Source organism: Nocardia cyriacigeorgica, from assembly GCF_010868145.1.
GTDB classification, from domain to species: Bacteria; Actinomycetota; Actinomycetes; order Mycobacteriales; family Mycobacteriaceae; genus Nocardia; species Nocardia cyriacigeorgica_D.
In genome coordinates this window covers 131,165-148,141 of record NZ_JAAGUY010000002.1, presented here as the reverse complement: position 1 = coordinate 148,141, position 16,977 = coordinate 131,165, and the positions used below count along the sequence as shown (strand labels likewise).

The following is a 16,977-nucleotide window of genomic DNA, read 5'->3' as shown; positions in this document are numbered from 1 at the left end:
TCACTCGCACATCCATCTCGTTCAGCGCCCTTGCAGGCCCGCGTCCAGTACCGCACGGGCTACCGGCGCGGCGACCGACCCACCGGTTGCCGCCTCCCCGCGGTCACCGCCGTTCTCCACGATGACCGCGATGGCGATCTTCGGGTTCTGTGCGGGCGCGAAGGCGATATACCAGGCGTGTGGTGGCGTGTTGCGCGGGTCCGAGCCGTGTTCGGCCGTTCCGGTCTTGGACGCGATCTGGTATGGCGTCCCGCCACCGCCCTTGGTGTTCTGTTCGGAGGCGACCATCAGGTTGGTCATGGTTGACGCTACCTGGGCGCTGACAGCCTGCCCGACCGACACCGGTGTGGTTTCCGACAGCACGCTCAGATCCGGGCCCTGCAGCTGGTCGACCAGGTACGGCTCCATCCGCACGCCGCCGTTGGCGATGGTCGCCGCGATGACCGCGTTGTCGAGCGGGGTGACCGCGACATCACGCTGACCGATGCTGGTCACGCCGAGCGCGGCGTCGTCGGGGATCGGCCCGACGGTGCTCTCGGCAACCGGGATGGGCACTCCACGATGCGGCCCGATACCGAACGCGGCGGCTTCGTCCTTCAGATTCGACGCCCCAACGTCGACGCCGAGCTCGACGAACGCGGTATTGCACGACATCCGGAAGGCGTCGTACAACGAGGCGGTCGGGCCGGAGCCGCAGTTCATGCCGTTGTAGTTCTCCAGCCTGGTGGTGGTTCCGGGCAGCTCGATGTTCGGCGCCGCGGTGAACTGGGTCTCCGGCGTTGCCACGCCATTCGACAGCGCCGCCGCGGTCACGACGACCTTGAAGGTGGAGCCTGGCGGGTAGGTCTGGGAGACGGCGCGATTGAGCATCGGCTGATCCGGGTCCGAGCTGAGCTGCTCCCACGCCTGCGTGCCCTGGGCGCCGTCGTGGCCCGACAGCAGGTTCGGGTCGTAGCTCGGGGTGGACACCATCGTCAGGATCTTGCCCGTGCTCGGCTCGATCGCGACCACCGAACCGGTGTAGCCCTTGCTGGTCAGCTCGTCGTAGGCGACCTGCTGCATGACCGGGTCGATGGTGGTCACCACATTGCCGCCGCGCGGATCGCGACCGGAGAACAGGTCGACGATGCGGCTGCCGAACAGCTGGTTGTCCGAGCCGTTGAGCACCGGGTCCGCCGCACGCTCGAGTCCGGTGCTGCCGTACTGCATCGAGTAGAAGCCGGTGACCGGCGCGAACGCCGACGGCGCAGTCGGATAGGTGCGCAGGTACTTGTAGCGATCATCGGTGGCGACCGAGCTGGCGAGCACGGTGCCGCCTGCCGAGATCTGGCCGCGCTGGCGTGAGTACTCGTCGAGCAACACCCGGGAATTGCGTGGATCGGCCCGCAGATCGTCGGCCTTGATGACCTGGACGTAGGTGACGTTGGCCAAGAGCGCGACGACCATGACCATCACCGCGACCGCGACCCGGCGCAGGGGAGTATTCACTGTCTCGGCTCCCCTTCCTGGCGGTTCTGGTCACGCCGCATCATTTCGGTCGGTGCCTCGGCGATCGGTGGTGGCGCGGCTTCGCGCTTACGGATCGGCGCTGGCGCGCGGGCAGCGTCGGAAATCTTGATCAGCAGCGCGAGCAGCGCGTAGTTGGCCAGCAGCGACGAACCACCGTAGGACATGAACGGTGTGGTCAGACCCGTCAGCGGGATGAGCTTGGTGACACCCCCGACGACGACGAACAACTGCACCGCGATGGTGAATGACAGACCCGCGGCCAACAGCTTGCCGAAACTGTCGCGCACCGCCAGAGCCGTGCGCATACCGCGCATGACGAACATCAGGAACAGGATCAGGACCGCGGTCAGGCCGATCAGGCCGAGTTCCTCACCGATGGTGGTGACGATGAAGTCGGTTTTGGCGAAAGGCACCTGCGAGGGGCGCCCACTGCCGAGGCCGGTGCCCGCGAGTCCACCCGTGGCCAGGCCGAACAGCGACTGCGAGATCTGGTAGCCGGTGTTGTTGTAGTCGTCGAACGGATGCAGCCAGGTCTCCACACGCACCCGTACGTGCCCGAACATCTGATAGGCGAAGACGAATCCGAGCGCGAGCAGTCCGCCGCCGATGACCAACCAGCCGACTCGTTCGGTGGCGATATAGAGCATCACGAGCACGGTGCTGAAGATCAGCAGCGAGGTGCCGAGATCCTTCTCGAACACCAGGACGCCGATGCAGACGATCCACACCGCGAGAATCGGACCGAGGTCGCGGGCTCGGGGGAACTCCATCCCGAGGAAATGCCTGCCCGCGGCAGTGAACAGATCGCGCTTGGCGACCAGCACCGAGGCGAAGAAGATGATCAGCAGGATCTTGGCGAATTCGCCCGGCTGCATGCTGAAACCCGGCAGCCGGATCCAGATCTTGGCGCCGTTGGTTTCGGAGAACCGGCTCGGCAGGATGGCGGGGATGGCGAGCGCGACCAGCCCGATCAGACCGAGGGTGTAGCTGTAGCGGGCCAGTGTCCGGTAGTCGCGCAGCACGATCAGCAACGTGATGAACACGATGGTGCCGAGGGCGGTCCACAGGATCTGCTGGGTGGCGTCGGGGGAGGGGATCGCCCAGTCGTTATAGGCGGCAGTCTGTTGATCGGCCAGGTCGAGGCGATGGATCAGCACAAGGCCTATCCCGTTGAGCAGCGCGACGATGGGGAGCAGCAGGGGGTCGGCGAAGGGTGCGAACCGGCGGATGGCCAGATGCGCGATGGCGAAGAGAGCGAGGTAGGCCAGACCGTACTTGGCGATATCCCAGGTGATCGACTGCTCCTGGCTGGCCTCGACCAGGAACAGCGATGCGGTGGTGACCACTGCCGCGAAGCCGAGCAACAACAATTCGGTGTTGCGTCTTGTGCTCGGCGCAGGCGCGGGAGCGAAACCGCCCGGGGGACTTGGATAGGCCCCGGCGGACGGTGGTGCCGGTGCGGACATCAGTCCGTCACCCGGCAGTTCTCCCCCGCGGTCTGGGGCTGGGTCGGCGGAGCCGTTGTGGTCGGCGCCGCGGGCGTCGGCGTGGCCGGCAGCGGCGCGCCTTCACCGTTGGGTGCCGGAGTCGGTGGTGGCGCAGGCGCGGTGGTCGTCGGCGCGGGGCCGGGCGGCGGCGCGACCGGCGGAACGACGACTCCCGGCTGCGGAATCGAGCTCTTGGTGTCGCACGGCGGCAACAGCTCTCGATCAGCCAGCACCTTCATCTGGTCCTTGGCCTTGTCCAACGACCCGGGCGGCAGACCCTTGTCCACCTGATCGCGTCCGGTCTGCTTCAGGTCGTCGACCTTCAGTTCGCTGCAGTCCGACGGCATCTCGGCGTCGGCCCCGACCAGCGTGAGCGCGCCGTCGGGATCGACACAGCCGACCAGATCGACCTCGTGGATCGAGTAGCCGAGAATCGAGCCGGGAAGTCCACGCATGACCACGACGCGGTCGCTATCGGCGCCCACATAGTAGTTGGACCGGATCATCTTGTAGCCGACCAGCAGGCCGACACCGACCGCGACCACAAGGGCGACGGCAAGCAGGATCCAGCGCAACCTATGCGATTTCGCCGCAGGTGGCGGTTCCGGAGCGGAGGCGGCTCGACGCGGCGCCGCACGGGGCGGACGCATGGCGGCGGCCCGGCCCGCGGCGGTATTCGGCGGCGGGGTGTCCTCGTCCTGACCGGAAGCGGCGCCCGCGACGATCGGATGGCTCTGCCCGTAATCGAGATCGATGACGTCGGCGACGACGACGGTGACGTTATCGGGTCCGCCGCTGCGCAACGCCAGCTCGATGAGCCGATCGGCACATTCGTCGGTGCTGCCCTCGCGCATGGTGTTGGCGATGGTCTCATCGCTGACCACGTCCGAGAGGCCGTCCGAACACAGCAGATACCGGTCGCCCGCACGCGCCTCACGCATGATGAGGGTCGGCTCGATCTCGTTTCCGGTGAGCGCCCGCATGATCAGCGACCGCTGCGGATGCGTATGCGCCTGTTCCGGGGTGATCCTGCCCTCGTCGACCAGTGACTGGACGAAGGTGTCGTCCCTGGTGATCTGGGCCAGCTCGCCCTCGCGCAGCATGTACGCACGGGAGTCGCCGATATGGACGAGGCCGAGTTTCTTACCCGCGAACAGGATGGCGGTGAGCGTGGTGCCCATGCCGTCGAGTTCGGGTTCCTCCTCGACCTGATCGGCGATGGCCGCATTGCCCTCATGGGTGGCGCGGTCGAGCTTGCCGAGGAGATCATCGCCCGGTTCGTCGTCGTCCAGGTGGGCGAGGGCGGCGATCATCAGCTGCGATGCCACCTCACCCGCCGCATGTCCGCCCATGCCATCGGCCAGGGCGAGCAGGCGGGCGCCCGCGTAGACGGAATCTTCGTTGTTGGCCCGGACCAGACCGCGGTCGCTGCGCGCTGCGTAGCGGAGAACAAGTGTCACGATCGGAGCTCGATCACAGTTTTGCCGACCCGGACGGGAGCGCCGAGCGGAACGCGGACAGCGGTGGTGACCTTCGCGCGGTCGAGATAAGTGCCGTTCGTCGAGCCGAGATCCTCGACGTACCAGTCGTCACCACGCTGTGACAGTCGCGCATGTCTGGTCGAAGCGTAGTCGTCGGTGAGTACCAGCGTGGAATCGTCCGCACGGCCGATCAGCACCGGTTGGGTGCCGAGCGTGATGCGGGTGCCGGCTAGTGAACCTTGAGTCACCACAAGATATTTGGCGCCCTTCTGGCCTCGGCGCAGGGACGGCAGTACCGCGGGACCGCGAGCGGCCTTTGGCTGGACCCGGATGCCGGAGGCCGCGTAGATGTCGCTGCGCAAGGTTCGCAACACTGCCCAGACGAACAGCCACAACAGCAGCAGGAAGCCCGCACGGGTCAACTGCAGAATCAGTCCCTGCACGGCGCTCCACCTCCTGTTCGACCGTGTGTCGGTGCCGTAGGTGTGGTTCGACCCACCCCCACCGCTGTGCTGGTCTTGCCGGCTCCGTATGCGGTGCCTCGCGTGTGTTGGCACATCATAGGGCCGTCAGCCGATACGGACACGCCATGACCGCCCATTTCCGGCCAGTCATGTCGTGACCTGCATCGCGAGCTTACGGGATCAGACGATGCGGATCAGGATCTCGGAATGCCCGGCGCGGATCACATCACCGTCGGCGAGCTGCCAGTCCTGAACCGGGGAGCCGTTGACCAGGGTGCCGTTGGTGGACCCGAGGTCCGACAGCATCGCGGTCTGGCCGTCCCAGCGCACCTCGATATGCCTGCGCGAGACACCGGTATCGGGCAGGCGGAAGTGGGCGTCCTGACCACGACCGATGATGTTGCTGCCCTCGCGCAACTGGTATGTGCGGCCGCTACCGTCGTCGAGCTGAAGGGTTGCCGAGTAGCCCGAGCCTGCCGCTGCGCCTGCCGCGTAGCCGCCACCGCCGTAACCGCCCTGTGCGCCGTAGCCCGGCTGCTGGGAGTACGCCTGGCCGTAGTTCTGGTCGTCGCCGTAGCCGGCCTGGTCGCCGTATCCCTGATCGGCGTAACCCTGGTCGGCATAGCCCTGCTGGCCGTAACCCTGCTGACCGCCCTGCGCGCCGTAGCCCTGCTGGCCGCCATAGCCCTGGTCCGCGTAGCCCTGTTCGCCGTAGCCGGGTTGGCCCTGGCTTTGCTGGCCACCTGCGGGCTGCGCATAGCCCTGGTCGGCGTAACCCTGCTGGCCATAGCCCTGCTCGGGGTAGCCGCCACCTTGCTGGCCGTAGCCCTGGTCGGCGTAGCCCTGCTGCTGGTAGCCCTGATCGGCGTAGGCCTGCTGGCCGTAGCCCTGCTCGGCCTGACCGTAGCCCTGCTCTGGGTAGCCGCCCTGCTGGCCGTAGCCCTGCTGACCACCCTGCTGGTAGTCGTAGCCGTTCTGGTAGTCGCCACCCTGCTGGTAGTCGCCGTAGCCCTGTGAATCGGGAGCGCGGTAGTCGGCGCCGCCACCGTAGGGCGCGCCCGAGCCGTAGTCCTCGGGGTACGCGCCGTTCTGCGGCCCGCGTCCCGCGGGCGGGGGTGCGTACCCGCGGTTGCGTGGATCGGACTCCGCGGGCTCACGGCTCGGGTCGTAGCCAGAGTTCTGCGTCATGGGGCCAGCTCCTGGTTGCGGGTGTGCGGGTCGTTGTGGCGGGGGTTCCGGGCTGCGAGCTGCGGGAGCCGCACGGCCGACGTCGGGATCGACCCGGCCGCTCGCCCTGAACTGTCCGGTGTGCAGCGTAGGGGATGCCTCGAACGCCACGTGTACTTCGCCGTAGGTCTGCCACCCTTGATCGCGGATGAAGTCCTGCAGATGCTTGGCGAACGCGCGCGTCGTGAGGTCGTGATCGGCGTCGAGTTGTTGATGGTCCGACGAGTTGATCGTGATCACATAACTGTTGGGTGCGAGCCGATGCCCGCCGCCGAGTTCCTGGACGTGATCGGTGGCCTCGCGCTGCAAGGCTGCCTCCACCTCCTGTGGCACGACGCTCCCACCGAAGACCCTGGCGAACACGTCACCGACGGCGCCTTGCAGGCGACGCTCGAATCTCGAAACGATGCCCATCTCGGCCTCCCTTCGGTGAGATGTCTCCTCATTCGCAATGACGACACGCGGACGTGGCGTGTCGTTCAACGAGCACGTTCACTGCATGATATCCACGATCGTCCACACCTGTAACTGATGGAAGCCGTACCGGGTTCCCGCGGGTCGTCCTTGGGTGGGAACCACGATTTCGTTTCGGTGCCGCCTCCGTGATACTGTCACCCAGTCGCTCGGGCGAGTGGCGGAATGGCAGACGCGCTGGCTTCAGGTGCCAGTGTCCTTCGGGACGTGGGGGTTCAAGTCCCCCTTCGCCCACAAATGCGGGAAAGCCGCAGATCAGATTGTGTATCTGATCTGCGGCTTTCTCGTTCCCGGGTCAGGCGGGTTTGATGTTGGCATTGCGATGGAGCAGATTGCCGGGATCGTACTGAGCCTTGAGCCCGGCCAGCTTCGCGTACTTGTCACCGTAGGACGTACGCACCAGATCCTCACGGGGTTCGGCCATGAAATTGATGTACGAGCCCGCGTTGGACGACAGCGGTCGTAGCGCGTCGTAGCCGGCCCGCGCCCACTCCCGATCTTTGGCCAACAGCTCGGGATCCGGGGCCACCGCCGCGAAATTGCAGACGAAATGTGGGGTACGTGCGCCACCGAACGCGGTGTCGTCGCCGCCTGCCGTGGTAAACGCGCCGTCGAGAGAGAAGCACGGCATGAACGACAGCGGTGAGGACGTCTTCGGGATGTATTCGGTGAGGATCGCGATCGCCTCGTCGGATAGCTCGTCGATATCCAAGGCCTTCTCATACGCGAGGATGCCCCAGGGGGCGGAGTTGTCGAGCAGGCTCTGCAAACCCGTGTAGGGCATGGGGGTGATGAATTCGAACAACGGAGTGAGTGCGTCGCGGATCGGCGCCACCATCCGCGCATGCTCCTCGGCGGTACCGAAACCGGCGACGAGGAGGGCATAGCCGGGCATCATGTGGAATTGCTCGGGCACGAACGGCTCCGGTGGCGCGGACAGGCCGAGTGCCATCAGTACGCCGGCTCGCTCGGGCAACGTGGGGATGAACTCACGGCACATCCGAAGCATGTCGGCGCCAGCGGAGTGGTCCCAGAAGAACAGCCCGAAATGGATCTCGGGTCCGAGGCGGTGCAGCCGATACTCGAACTCCGTCACCACCCCGAAATTGCCGCCGCCACCGCGCAGCGCCCAGAGCAGGTCGGCGTTCTCGCTCTCGGAGGCATGCACGATGCTGCCGTCCGGGAGTACGACCTGTGCGCCGACCAGATTGTCGATGGTCAGGCCGAAGCTGTGCGTCAACCAACCCATGCCGCCGCCGAGGGTCAGGCCGCCGACGCCGGTGTGGCTGATGACACCGCCGGGTACCGCCATGCCGTTGGCCTGGGTGGCCGCATCCATATCCGCCATCGTCGCCCCGCCGCCGACGGTGGCGCGTTCGGCCTCGGGATCGACCACCACGCGGTTCATCCCGCTGAGATTCACCATCAGCCCGTCGTCGACGACCGAGGATCCGCTGAAGGCGTGGCCCCCACCGCGTACGGCGATCTCGAGGTCGTGTTGTTTGCCGAAGGACAGGGCCGTTGCCACGTCTTCGGCAGTCAGGCATCCGGCGATCGCGGCAGGGTGCCGGTCGATGTCACCGTTCCAGAGTCCGCGCGCGGTGTCATAGCCCGCGTCGTCGGGACCGAATACCGGTCCGCTGATCGTCGATCGCAGAGCTCCCAGATCGGAGCGCACTGTTTGCGTCATAGCTTTCTCCAGCCACGTGGCCCCGACCCACTGGTATTCGAGCCGTGGCACCGCCACCGACTCCCCGCCGCGTCACCGACTTCCTTGGCGGTGCGCTTGGCTCCCGCACACGCTCGACGCTGAGAATGTGGTACGCAGCACATCCTATTTCACTAGGTTCCCTAGTGGCAAGGTAATCTAGTGACTATGGCGGGCGACGAAATGGAACTGGCGTTGGCCATACGAGAGCTGGTCCGCCGGGTCGACGTCTATCGAGGCGAGCGCGCTGCCGCGATCGGCGGCGTCGCGGTGACCGATATCGTCGCGCTCGGCCACCTGTTCGTCGATGGCCCACAATCGCCCACTGAGCTCTCCGGACGACTGCGTGTCACCACCGCATCGGTCACCGAACTGGTGGACCGGCTCGAACACCGCGGGTGGATCAGCCGCGCACCGCATCCTCATGACCGCCGGCGCATCCTGGTGAGCCTGACCGATACCGGACGCACACTCATCACCGAGGCATATCGGGATCTCGGCGCTCGACTCGCGCCCGCGTTCACGGGTCTGTCCCGGACTGAGCAGCTGGCGGTGATGAGTTTTCTTCGCCTGGCGGCGCAGGCGCTGAACGGGTCCTACTGATCGCAGTAGAACGCGTTCCAGTTTTGCGCGGTTGAAATCGCTGAAGCGGGTTGACCCCCGATCGGAACCTGTTCTAATTCTTGGTATGCGCAGATATGACGGCCGCCGGGTGGTGGTGACAGGTGCCGGATCGGGTATCGGACAGGGCATCGCATTGCGACTGCTCGATGAGGGGGCCCAACTGGTCGCCGTCGACATCGATGAGCCCGGCCTGGCCGCGACCGCGAACAAGGCCGGTGACGCCGCCGATCGGCTGCGGACGGTTCGGTTGGATATCGCGGATCCGGAATCCGTGCGTACCGGCACCGATTCGGCGTTGGAGTTCCTCGGCGGGCTCGACGTGCTGGTGAACGCCGCCGGCATTCTTCGCCCCGCCCGCACCCACGAGATGCCGATCGATGCGTGGGAGACCGTCATCAGGGTAAACCTCACCGGCACCTTCTTGATGACCAAGGCCGCGCTGCCCGCCCTGCTGGAATCCGGGCACGGCGTGGTGGTCAACTTGTCGTCCACCGCCGCCTTCCAGGGCTCCCCTTACCTCGCGGCCTATGCCGCGTCCAAGGGCGGTGTCGCCAGTTTCACCCACGCCATCGCGCTCGAATATGCCAAGCAGGGCCTGCGCGCGGTGAACATCGTGCCCGCGGGCATCACCAGCGGTATCACCACGAAGTCGATCCTGGAGCAGCCCGAGGGCTTCGATCCGAGCCTGTTCGCCCGCCTCACCGGTTGGCTCAACGGCGGCGCGCTCGGCAGCCCCGAAGACATCGCCGGTGTGGTCGCGATGGTCGCCTCCGATGACGGCCGCTATATGACGGGCACCGAGATCCGGGTCGACGGCGGCGCACTCATGTAAGTCGCCGCGCGGTCAGGACGCGGCGGGCCGCGCGGATTGCCGAGCCGGCCGACGTCGGCCGTCCAGATGCGATCACGGACGCCACTCATGCGGCCATCGCGTCGAGCGGCTCGGAATCGCCTATGCCTCAATACTGTTAACCCCGGATATGAATGCCCGGCCGAGGTGGGCCGACGCGGTAAACCGGTGGCGTGCGAGCGAACGGTGTGCTGCCGTCGCTGATCATCCACGGATTCCTGTCTTGATCACCAAGAGCGGCAAGCTCTTACGAGGGCTGTCATCGGCATTGCTCGAATCGATGGGACACCGCCTGATCTGTCCGATTCACCCGTGTGACCCGCCAATGAGGCGAAGATCACAGCACCGATTTCGGTAGCCCTGACGCTGCTGATCCATGCCGGCCGGCTTGTCCTTGGCGGGCGTTTTCGTGACCGGATAACCCGCCGGTTAACTGTGTGTGAGTACTTGTAGGACCACCACTGCATGATGTTGATCGTGTTTGTTCCGTTATAAACAAACCTGTGGTCGCTTTCGGTTCATAGTTCGTTCAGCTATCCCCATTATCCACAGGAAATCCCCAGGTAGACGGGCCTGTTGTGAGTACCGACCGGTAGTGGACGAGGCGGCGTGGCTAACCGCCTGAGGGTGTCCTGTAGAGGCGGGTCTGTGACCTCGAAAAACGAAATGCAATTGCAGATGAAAGGACCAAATCGCGGTTCACATCGACCGCTGTGAGTTAGCTGGAACCGTGAAAAACGAGGTCTTCACATGGGTTTGCCAGTGAGCTGCTTTATACGCTCGACGCCCGCGTGGAGGGTTGCACGGGCATAACGATTGTGTAGAGTCAACGGCAACGCTGGCCGCAGCTGAGCACGACTCGCTGCGGCCAGCGGAACTCAAATGGGGGAGTTCTTCACCAATCCGATTCCTGGCGTAGCTACCGGTTGCCCGAACCGTGATCGCTCACCGTGTGCTCAGCGATGGCTATCGCGACGAGATAACCGCGTCAACTACCGGCTGGTCGGTTTCATAGCGGTCCCGTTCCAGCGCCGCCCGCCGCCCCGCGCCGAGCACGTAGAGCAGGAACAGTGCCTCGGCCGCGAACCCGATCGCGATCCGCAGCGGCGCAGGCAACCCGCTCGGCGTAACAAAACCCTCCAGCAGCCCCGCCACCAGCAGCACCCCGACCAGTCCGAGCGCAATCGTCGCGGTCGCCCGGCCCTGCCGCGCCACCGCCTCCAGTCGACTCAGCCGACCCGGATCGACCAGGGTCCAGCCGAGCTTCAGCCCCGCACCACCCGCGACGAAAACCGCGGTGAGCTCCAGAGTCCCATGCGGCAGGATGAAACCGAAGAACGAGTCGAGACGCCCGGCCTCGGCCATCAGGCCCGCGGTGACACCGAGATTGAGCGCGTTCATGAACAGCAGATACACCGCGGGCAGGATCAGCACACCGGTGAACAAAGCGATCGCCGATACCCAGGCGTTATTGGTCCACACCTGCGCCGCGAACGCCTCGTTCGCATGTTCGGAGTAGTAGGTCTCGAATGCGCCACCCGGCGCCGTGACCGCCTCCGTGTTCTTCGGAATGCCGAGGACCGAACGCGCCGAATCGGACTCGGCCACCCATCCGCCGATACCCGCGGAGACCACGATGAATACCGCCGCCACCGCCGCCCACCACGGCCAGGCGCGATACACCGCGACCGGGAAGCGGTGGGTGAAGAAGCGCCCGATCTCCGACCAGGTGTCGGCCCTGGTGCCGAGCACCTTCGCCCTGGCCCTGGCCAGCACCGCGCTCAGGCCCGCGACCAATTCCGGGTCGGGGCTGTGGGTCTGCAAACGGGCCAGCTGCTGGGAGGTGCGCCGATATAGCGCGACGAGCTCGTCGGCTTCGGCACCGGTGAGTTTGCCCTTACGGGCCAAGAAATCCAGCCGGTTCCAGGACCCGCGATGCGCGTAGCTGTATGCGTCCACGTCCATTCGGTTGCCTCCCACTCCCGCTCTGGGAAGAATGCTAGGCGACATGGCTGAGTTCACCACCGGCGAAGCAGTGGCCCTGGAGCTGCCCATCGCGCGCATACCCACCAGGGCGGCGGCGTTTCTCGTCGATGTGGTGCTACAGCTGATCATCGGCTGGATGTTGATGTTCGGCATCGTCGCGGTCCTGCTGCCCAGCGATCTGGACTCGGCATGGCTGGCCACCGCGGTGCTGTCCACCGTCATCATCGTGCTCGTCGGCTATCCCGTCGCCAGTGAGACCATCGGCCGCGGCCGTACTCTCGGCAAACTGATGTTCGGGCTGCGGGTGGTACGCGCCGACGGCGGCCCCACCGACTTCCGGCACGCGCTCACCCGTGGCCTTGCGGGCGCCATCGTCGATTTCTGGATGCTCGGCGGATTCGGCGCCATCGCCATGATCACCTCACTGTGCTCACCCAACGCGCGCCGCGTCGGCGATGTGCTGGCAGGCACCGTCGTCGTCTACAGCCAGCAGCGGCTGCCGATACCCGCGCTCGCCGTACCGCCACCCTGGCTGGCCGACTGGGCCACCCGGCAGGACCCGACTGCCCTGCCCGATGATCTGGCACTGGCGGTCCGGCGGTACCTGACCCGGATCCGCACCCTCACCCCGGCCGCCCAGGTCGAACTCGGGAATGCGCTCGCCGACGCCGTCTGCACCCGCCTCGGCATCGCGCGACCGGGGAACTATCCGCCGCCGCAGATCCTCGGCAGCATCATGGCCGAACGCCAGCGTCGCGCGCTGACGGCGCCGATCACCGCACCGCCCGCCATCGGCTGGGCGGCGAATTCGGTGGCCGTTCGCTAGCCGTCCGCGTGCCGGCGCGGTCGGTGTCATCCGCCGCGGTCCCACTGGGCGCCCATCGCCAGGGACCGGCACCTACATGCCGCCGGACTGCTTCAGCTCCAGATACTCATCCGCAAGTGCCTCGGGCAAGCGATCCGGCGGTGCGGCCACCACATCGATACCTTTGCGTCGCAGCGACTCCTTGACCAGCGCGCGCTCGGCGAGCAGCGATTCCGCGGCGGCCGCGCCGTAGAGGTCGCCGGGGGCCTCGCGGCGGGTGGCGGCCGCGGCGACCTCCGGGTCGGTGACCGAGACGATCAGTACGCGATGACGGTGGGCGAGCACCGGCAATACCGGAAGCAGGTTCTCTTCGACCGCGGCACCGTCGAGGGTGGTGAACCAGACGATCAGGCCGCGTCGGCGGGTGCGGTCGATGGCCGCGCGCACCAGAGCGGCGGTATCGGTATCGACGAGGGCTGGGGTCACACCGGCCAACGCGTGCATCAGTTTCAGTTGCAGACGTTTGCCGCCGATGCCGCGCACCTCGGCGCGTACCTGACGGTCGAAGGCGAGCAGATCGACCGAATCGCCTGCCGCGGCGGCGAGCCCGCCGAGGAGCAGCGCGGCCTCGATACTCGCGTCCAGGCGGGTGCCGTCGGCGCCGCCGGTACCGACCCGTCCGGCGCTGACCCGGCCGGTATCGAGCAGCATGAGCATGTGCCGGTTGCGTTCGGGGCGCCAGGTGCGCACCAGGACGTCGGTGGCACGGGCGGTGGCTCGCCAGTCGATGGTGCGGACATCGTCACCGGCGACGTACTCGCGGAACGAATCGAATTCGGTGCCCTGGCCCCGCATATTCGCCACATTGCGGCCCTCGAGATGTTGCAGCCGTTTCACTTTCGAGCTCAGCAGCCGTTCGCTGCGGAACGGTGGCAAAGCGCGTACCCGTGCGGATACGGTGTGCCGGGTCTGGCGCCCGGCCAGCCCGAGCGGTCCGATCGCGCGGACGGTGATCGGACCGGCGACTCGGTCACCGCGATGGATGGGCGTCAGGGTGGTGCGGTAGCGAGAGAGCGTGCCGGGGTCGAGTGCAATGCGGTGGGTGCGGCCGACCGCGTGCGCGCTGCCGGGCCAGTCGTCCCACAGCACACCGCGCACAGTGCGCGCGCCGGTGTTGGTCACGACGAGTTCCACCTCGGTGCTGCGCCCGAGCCGCACGACCGTCAACGGGTCCCTGGTCATCGTCAGCGATCCGGCGCTGCCCGCGGCACCGAGGTCGACGAGTACCGCGACCAGCAGCAGCGCGCTCACCACCGCGACGCCGAGCCAGGACGGCAGCACGAAGGTGACCAACAGCGCCGCCACCGCGGCGGCGGCGGCCAACCGGCCGGTGACGACCACGGCCTACACCGGAACCGGGACCGCGAGCAGCAGCGACCGCATGACCCCTTCGGCGGTCACGCCGTCCAGCTCGGCCTCCGGACGCAAATGCAGCCGATGCCGCAACACCGCCACCGCAACGGTTTTCACATCGTCGGGTGTCGTGAATCCGCGCCCGTTCAACCAAGCGAACGCCCGCGCGGCCGCCATCAACGCGGTCGCACCACGGGTGGACGCGCCGTGCTGCACGGCCGGTGCGGAGCGAGTGGCCCGGCAAAGGTCGACGATGTAGGCCAGCACCTCCGGACTGATCGTGACAGTGCCGATCGCGGCTCTGGCCGCGGCGATATGCGCGGGACCGGCGACCGGTCGCAGACCCGCCGCTGCCAGGTCGCGTGGATCGAAACCGCCCGCATGCCGTTGCAGGACGCGGAACTCGTCCTCGCGCTCGGGCAGATGGATATCGACCTTGAACAGGAAGCGGTCCAGCTGCGCCTCGGGCAGCGGATAAGTGCCCTCCTGTTCGATCGGGTTCTGGGTCGCGACCACGACGAACGGGTCGGGCAGCGGGCGTGGTGTGCCGTCGACGGAGACCTGGCGTTCTTCCATCGACTCCAGTAGCGCGGACTGGGTTTTCGGTGGGGTGCGGTTGATCTCGTCGGCCAGCAGCAGATTGGTGAACACTGGGCCGGACCGGAAGGTGAATTCGGTGGTATGCGGGTCGTAGATCTGCGATCCGGTGACATCACCCGGCATGAGATCCGGGGTGAACTGCACCCGCGAGTGTTCGAGGTCCAGCGCGGTGGCCAGCGCGCGCACCAGCAGCGTCTTCGCCACGCCTGGCACGCCTTCGAGCAGCACATGCCCGCGGCACAGCAGCGCGAGGACGAGATACATGATGGCGTTGTCGTTGCCGACCACCGCCTTGCCGATCTCGGTGCGCAGCGCCGCGAACGCGGCCGCCGCCTGCTCGGCGCTCGGGGCTTTGCTGGTGTCAATGCTGGTCACGAGACCTCCGCTTCGATCCATTCGAGTTGCGCGGCAACCATTTCCAAGGTGGGTTCATCGGGCACCGGACCGTACAGCGCGGCATGCACCCAGTTCGAGTCCGCCCCGGTCCGTGCGGTGACCGCCGCAACCACCTGTTCCGGTGCGGTGTCGGCGGTGACCCCGAGCGCCGATCTGACGCGGCGCAGCGTGGCCGCGCGCAGCTTCGCCGCGACGTATTCGTGGTCGCCCGAGCGCCGGTACAGTGCGGCCTGCCCGGCGAGCAGCTCATTGGCGGTGACCTCGACCGGGCGCGGCTCGCCGACCAGCGCACCGCGTCGGCGGGCTCGCCACCACACCAGCAGGGCGCCGGCGATCAGGAACTGCAGCCCGCCGAACGCGACCGGAGCGGGCAGACGTTCGAAGATCGAATCCGAGCCCGTGCCGAAGTCGGGGTCGACATCGTCGGGAAGATCGGGTTCGGGCCGAACCGGCGGCGGTAGCTCCGGTGGCGGGGGAGCATCCGGTGCACCGCACGACTGCAGCACCGCCCACAGCAGCAGGACGAGCGCCGCGATGGCGGCGAGCGTGGCCCAGAACTTCGGGTCACGCAGCAGATCCGGCAGCGGCGGCAGCGTGCGGCGAGTGCGTACTTTCCGCTCGGCGGCTTCGACCTCGCGCGGTCCGGCCACCGGTGGTGGCGCGGCCGCAGAGAACTGGTCGACGAATTCGAGCCTGCGGTACTCGTCCTCGGTCGCGCGCCTGCCGCCGTAGACGACCTCGTCGAAACTGTGTGCGGCAGGCCGGAACTCGTCCGCGTGCTCCACCGGCACGGCTGCGATGGTCACATCGTCAGCGGTCTCCGCCGCGGTTCGGGATCGGCGGATCTCGAGCATGCCGCGCTGTTCGAGCCCGCGGAGTGTGGCCCGGAAACGCTCACGCAGAGCCAGGTCGTAATCGCGGCGTTGCAGCGCGGATTCGGCGGCGGCCCGGTGATCTGCGGCAGAGCCGAGCAATGGCGGCTGTGGTGCCTGCCCGTCCTCGGGCTTGTTCATGTCGGCCACGATGCCCCCTCGACCACGGGTTGCCGGGTGGGGGCGGGGAGCCGGATGTCCATACCTTCGCGGCGGCAGCGGCGATCCACATACGTGACAACGCGGGTGGCGGATTCGACGATCTCGCCGAACGCGACGATCAGCAGCACCGCCGAGGTCGTCAGAATGATCACCGCCCAACGATGGGTTCCGGAGAAATCCGAGATGAGCCACGGGATGCCGAGCAGCGGCAGCGCCATCAGGACCAGCAGCGCCCGGACGCTGAGCCACAGGAGGGCCGTGGGCCAATTCGCCCCGTCCACCAGCAGTTTCGATCGCGCCACGGCATCCCGGTGCCGCGCGCCCTCGGCGAATATCACCGGCATGGCGACGAAACGTTTGCCGCGCAGCCAGGCCAGCCAGAGCACCGCGAACGGGAACGTGATGATCAGTAGGGCGCCGACACCGAGCAGCGTGACGCCGACCAGGGTGAACAGCGATCCGAACAGCAGTTGCGGGCCAAGCCGCGCTCCGAATCGTCGTAATGCGGTGCGCCAGCCGATCGGTGCGCCCGCCACCGTGGCTGTTCCGATCGCGGTGGTGATCCCGCGCAGCGTGAAGCGAATGAGCCAGGCACAGACCAGGGTGCTGAGCACCACCGCCCAGGCGACTGCGGCGTCGGCATTGCCGGTGAGCTGCGAGACTCCGGCCGTCACCCCGGCGATGACGAGCTCGCCTGCGAGCAACAGGGTCGCGCCGAACCCGGCAAGGGGGCGGATCGACGATTGGATGAGCGCGAACGGCGTATCGAGCAGTTCGCGGAACGTCATCGGACGGATCGGCACCGTCGTTCCGAGAGACCCCGGCACCGGATCGTTCCCCGCCCCGACGGCACCGGCCGTTTCGGCTGGTGGCACGCGGCCGAGTCTAACCGGTCGGTGAGTTCGGAGCTGGGTGATGA

14 protein-coding genes and 1 tRNA gene are annotated in these 16,977 nt (G+C 67.0%); 4 read left to right on the top strand and 11 right to left on the bottom strand.

The genetic code is table 11. From position 1 onward, the window contains the following. Positions 1–21: 21 nt before the first annotated feature. From GV792_RS04450 to GV792_RS04430, 5 genes are all read right to left on the bottom strand, one after another. Positions 22–1,488, bottom strand: a complete 1,467-nt coding sequence (locus GV792_RS04450) for a peptidoglycan D,D-transpeptidase FtsI family protein (protein WP_163822340.1) — start codon at positions 1,486–1,488, stop codon at positions 22–24. Beyond that, positions 1,485–2,975 (bottom strand): FtsW/RodA/SpoVE family cell cycle protein, encoded by a 1,491-nt coding sequence (locus GV792_RS04445; protein WP_163822339.1) that lies wholly within the window; start codon positions 2,973–2,975, stop codon positions 1,485–1,487. The genes GV792_RS04450 and GV792_RS04445 overlap by 4 nt, the downstream gene beginning before the upstream one ends. Beyond that, a complete protein-coding gene (locus GV792_RS04440; RefSeq protein WP_163822338.1) occupies positions 2,975–4,456 on the bottom strand; it encodes a PP2C family protein-serine/threonine phosphatase in 1,482 nt (493 codons plus the stop codon). Before GV792_RS04440 ends, GV792_RS04445 begins: the two co-directional genes overlap by 1 nt. Beyond that, positions 4,453–4,920: an FHA domain-containing protein FhaB/FipA gene (locus GV792_RS04435; protein WP_163822337.1), complete on the bottom strand. Its 468-nt coding sequence runs from the start codon at positions 4,918–4,920 to the stop codon at positions 4,453–4,455. The genes GV792_RS04440 and GV792_RS04435 overlap by 4 nt, the downstream gene beginning before the upstream one ends. 201 nt (positions 4,921–5,121) lie before the next feature. Beyond that, positions 5,122–6,582 carry a DUF3662 and FHA domain-containing protein gene (locus tag GV792_RS04430; RefSeq protein ID WP_163822336.1) on the bottom strand — a complete coding sequence of 487 codons (1,461 nt, stop codon included), beginning with the start codon at positions 6,580–6,582 and terminating at the stop codon, positions 5,122–5,124. Between the two features lie 211 nt (positions 6,583–6,793). Between GV792_RS04430 and GV792_RS04425 the strand changes: the two genes are divergently transcribed. Then, a tRNA-Leu gene (locus GV792_RS04425) sits at positions 6,794–6,876 on the top strand. 61 nt (positions 6,877–6,937) lie between these two features. Here the strand turns inward: GV792_RS04425 and GV792_RS04420 are convergent. Then, the gene (locus tag GV792_RS04420; RefSeq protein ID WP_163822335.1) at positions 6,938–8,332 is read right to left on the bottom strand and encodes an FAD-binding oxidoreductase; all 1,395 of its coding nucleotides are present in this window, start codon (positions 8,330–8,332) and stop codon (positions 6,938–6,940) included. A gap of 186 nt (positions 8,333–8,518) precedes the next feature. On the opposite strand from GV792_RS04420, the gene GV792_RS04415 reads away from it, so the two are divergent. Beyond that, positions 8,519–8,953: a MarR family winged helix-turn-helix transcriptional regulator gene (locus tag GV792_RS04415; RefSeq protein WP_163822334.1), complete on the top strand. Its 435-nt coding sequence runs from the start codon at positions 8,519–8,521 to the stop codon at positions 8,951–8,953. An 85-nt stretch (positions 8,954–9,038) separates the two neighbouring features. Continuing rightward, positions 9,039–9,806, top strand: coding sequence for an SDR family NAD(P)-dependent oxidoreductase (locus GV792_RS04410; RefSeq protein ID WP_163822333.1), 768 nt, complete (start codon positions 9,039–9,041; stop codon positions 9,804–9,806). A gap of 984 nt (positions 9,807–10,790) precedes the next feature. Here GV792_RS04410 and GV792_RS04405 read toward each other — a convergent pair. Beyond that, positions 10,791–11,789, bottom strand: coding sequence for a stage II sporulation protein M (locus GV792_RS04405; protein ID WP_163822332.1), 999 nt, complete (start codon positions 11,787–11,789; stop codon positions 10,791–10,793). Positions 11,790–11,832: 43 nt separating this feature from the next. Between GV792_RS04405 and GV792_RS04400 the strand changes: the two genes are divergently transcribed. After that, on the top strand, positions 11,833–12,636 hold the full coding sequence (locus tag GV792_RS04400; protein ID WP_163822331.1) for an RDD family protein: 804 nt from the start codon (positions 11,833–11,835) through the stop codon (positions 12,634–12,636). Positions 12,637–12,708: 72 nt separating this feature from the next. On the opposite strand, the gene GV792_RS04395 is transcribed toward GV792_RS04400, so the two are convergent. Genes GV792_RS04395 through GV792_RS04380 form a run of 4 tightly spaced genes read right to left on the bottom strand, consistent with a single transcriptional unit; the run spans position 12,709 to position 16,933 of the window. Then, on the bottom strand, positions 12,709–14,016 hold the full coding sequence (locus tag GV792_RS04395) for a DUF58 domain-containing protein (RefSeq protein WP_163822330.1): 1,308 nt from the start codon (positions 14,014–14,016) through the stop codon (positions 12,709–12,711). A 3-nt stretch (positions 14,017–14,019) separates the two neighbouring features. Further along, complete coding sequence (locus tag GV792_RS04390; RefSeq protein WP_175583305.1) at positions 14,020–15,024, bottom strand: AAA family ATPase; 1,005 nt, start codon at positions 15,022–15,024, stop codon at positions 14,020–14,022. Next, a complete protein-coding gene (locus tag GV792_RS04385; RefSeq protein ID WP_175582928.1) occupies positions 15,000–16,037 on the bottom strand; it encodes a DUF4129 domain-containing protein in 1,038 nt (345 codons plus the stop codon). Before GV792_RS04385 ends, GV792_RS04390 begins: the two co-directional genes overlap by 25 nt. Then, complete coding sequence (locus GV792_RS04380; RefSeq protein ID WP_309138459.1) at positions 16,034–16,933, bottom strand: hypothetical protein; 900 nt, start codon at positions 16,931–16,933, stop codon at positions 16,034–16,036. Before GV792_RS04380 ends, GV792_RS04385 begins: the two co-directional genes overlap by 4 nt. Positions 16,934–16,977 lie beyond the last annotated feature (44 nt).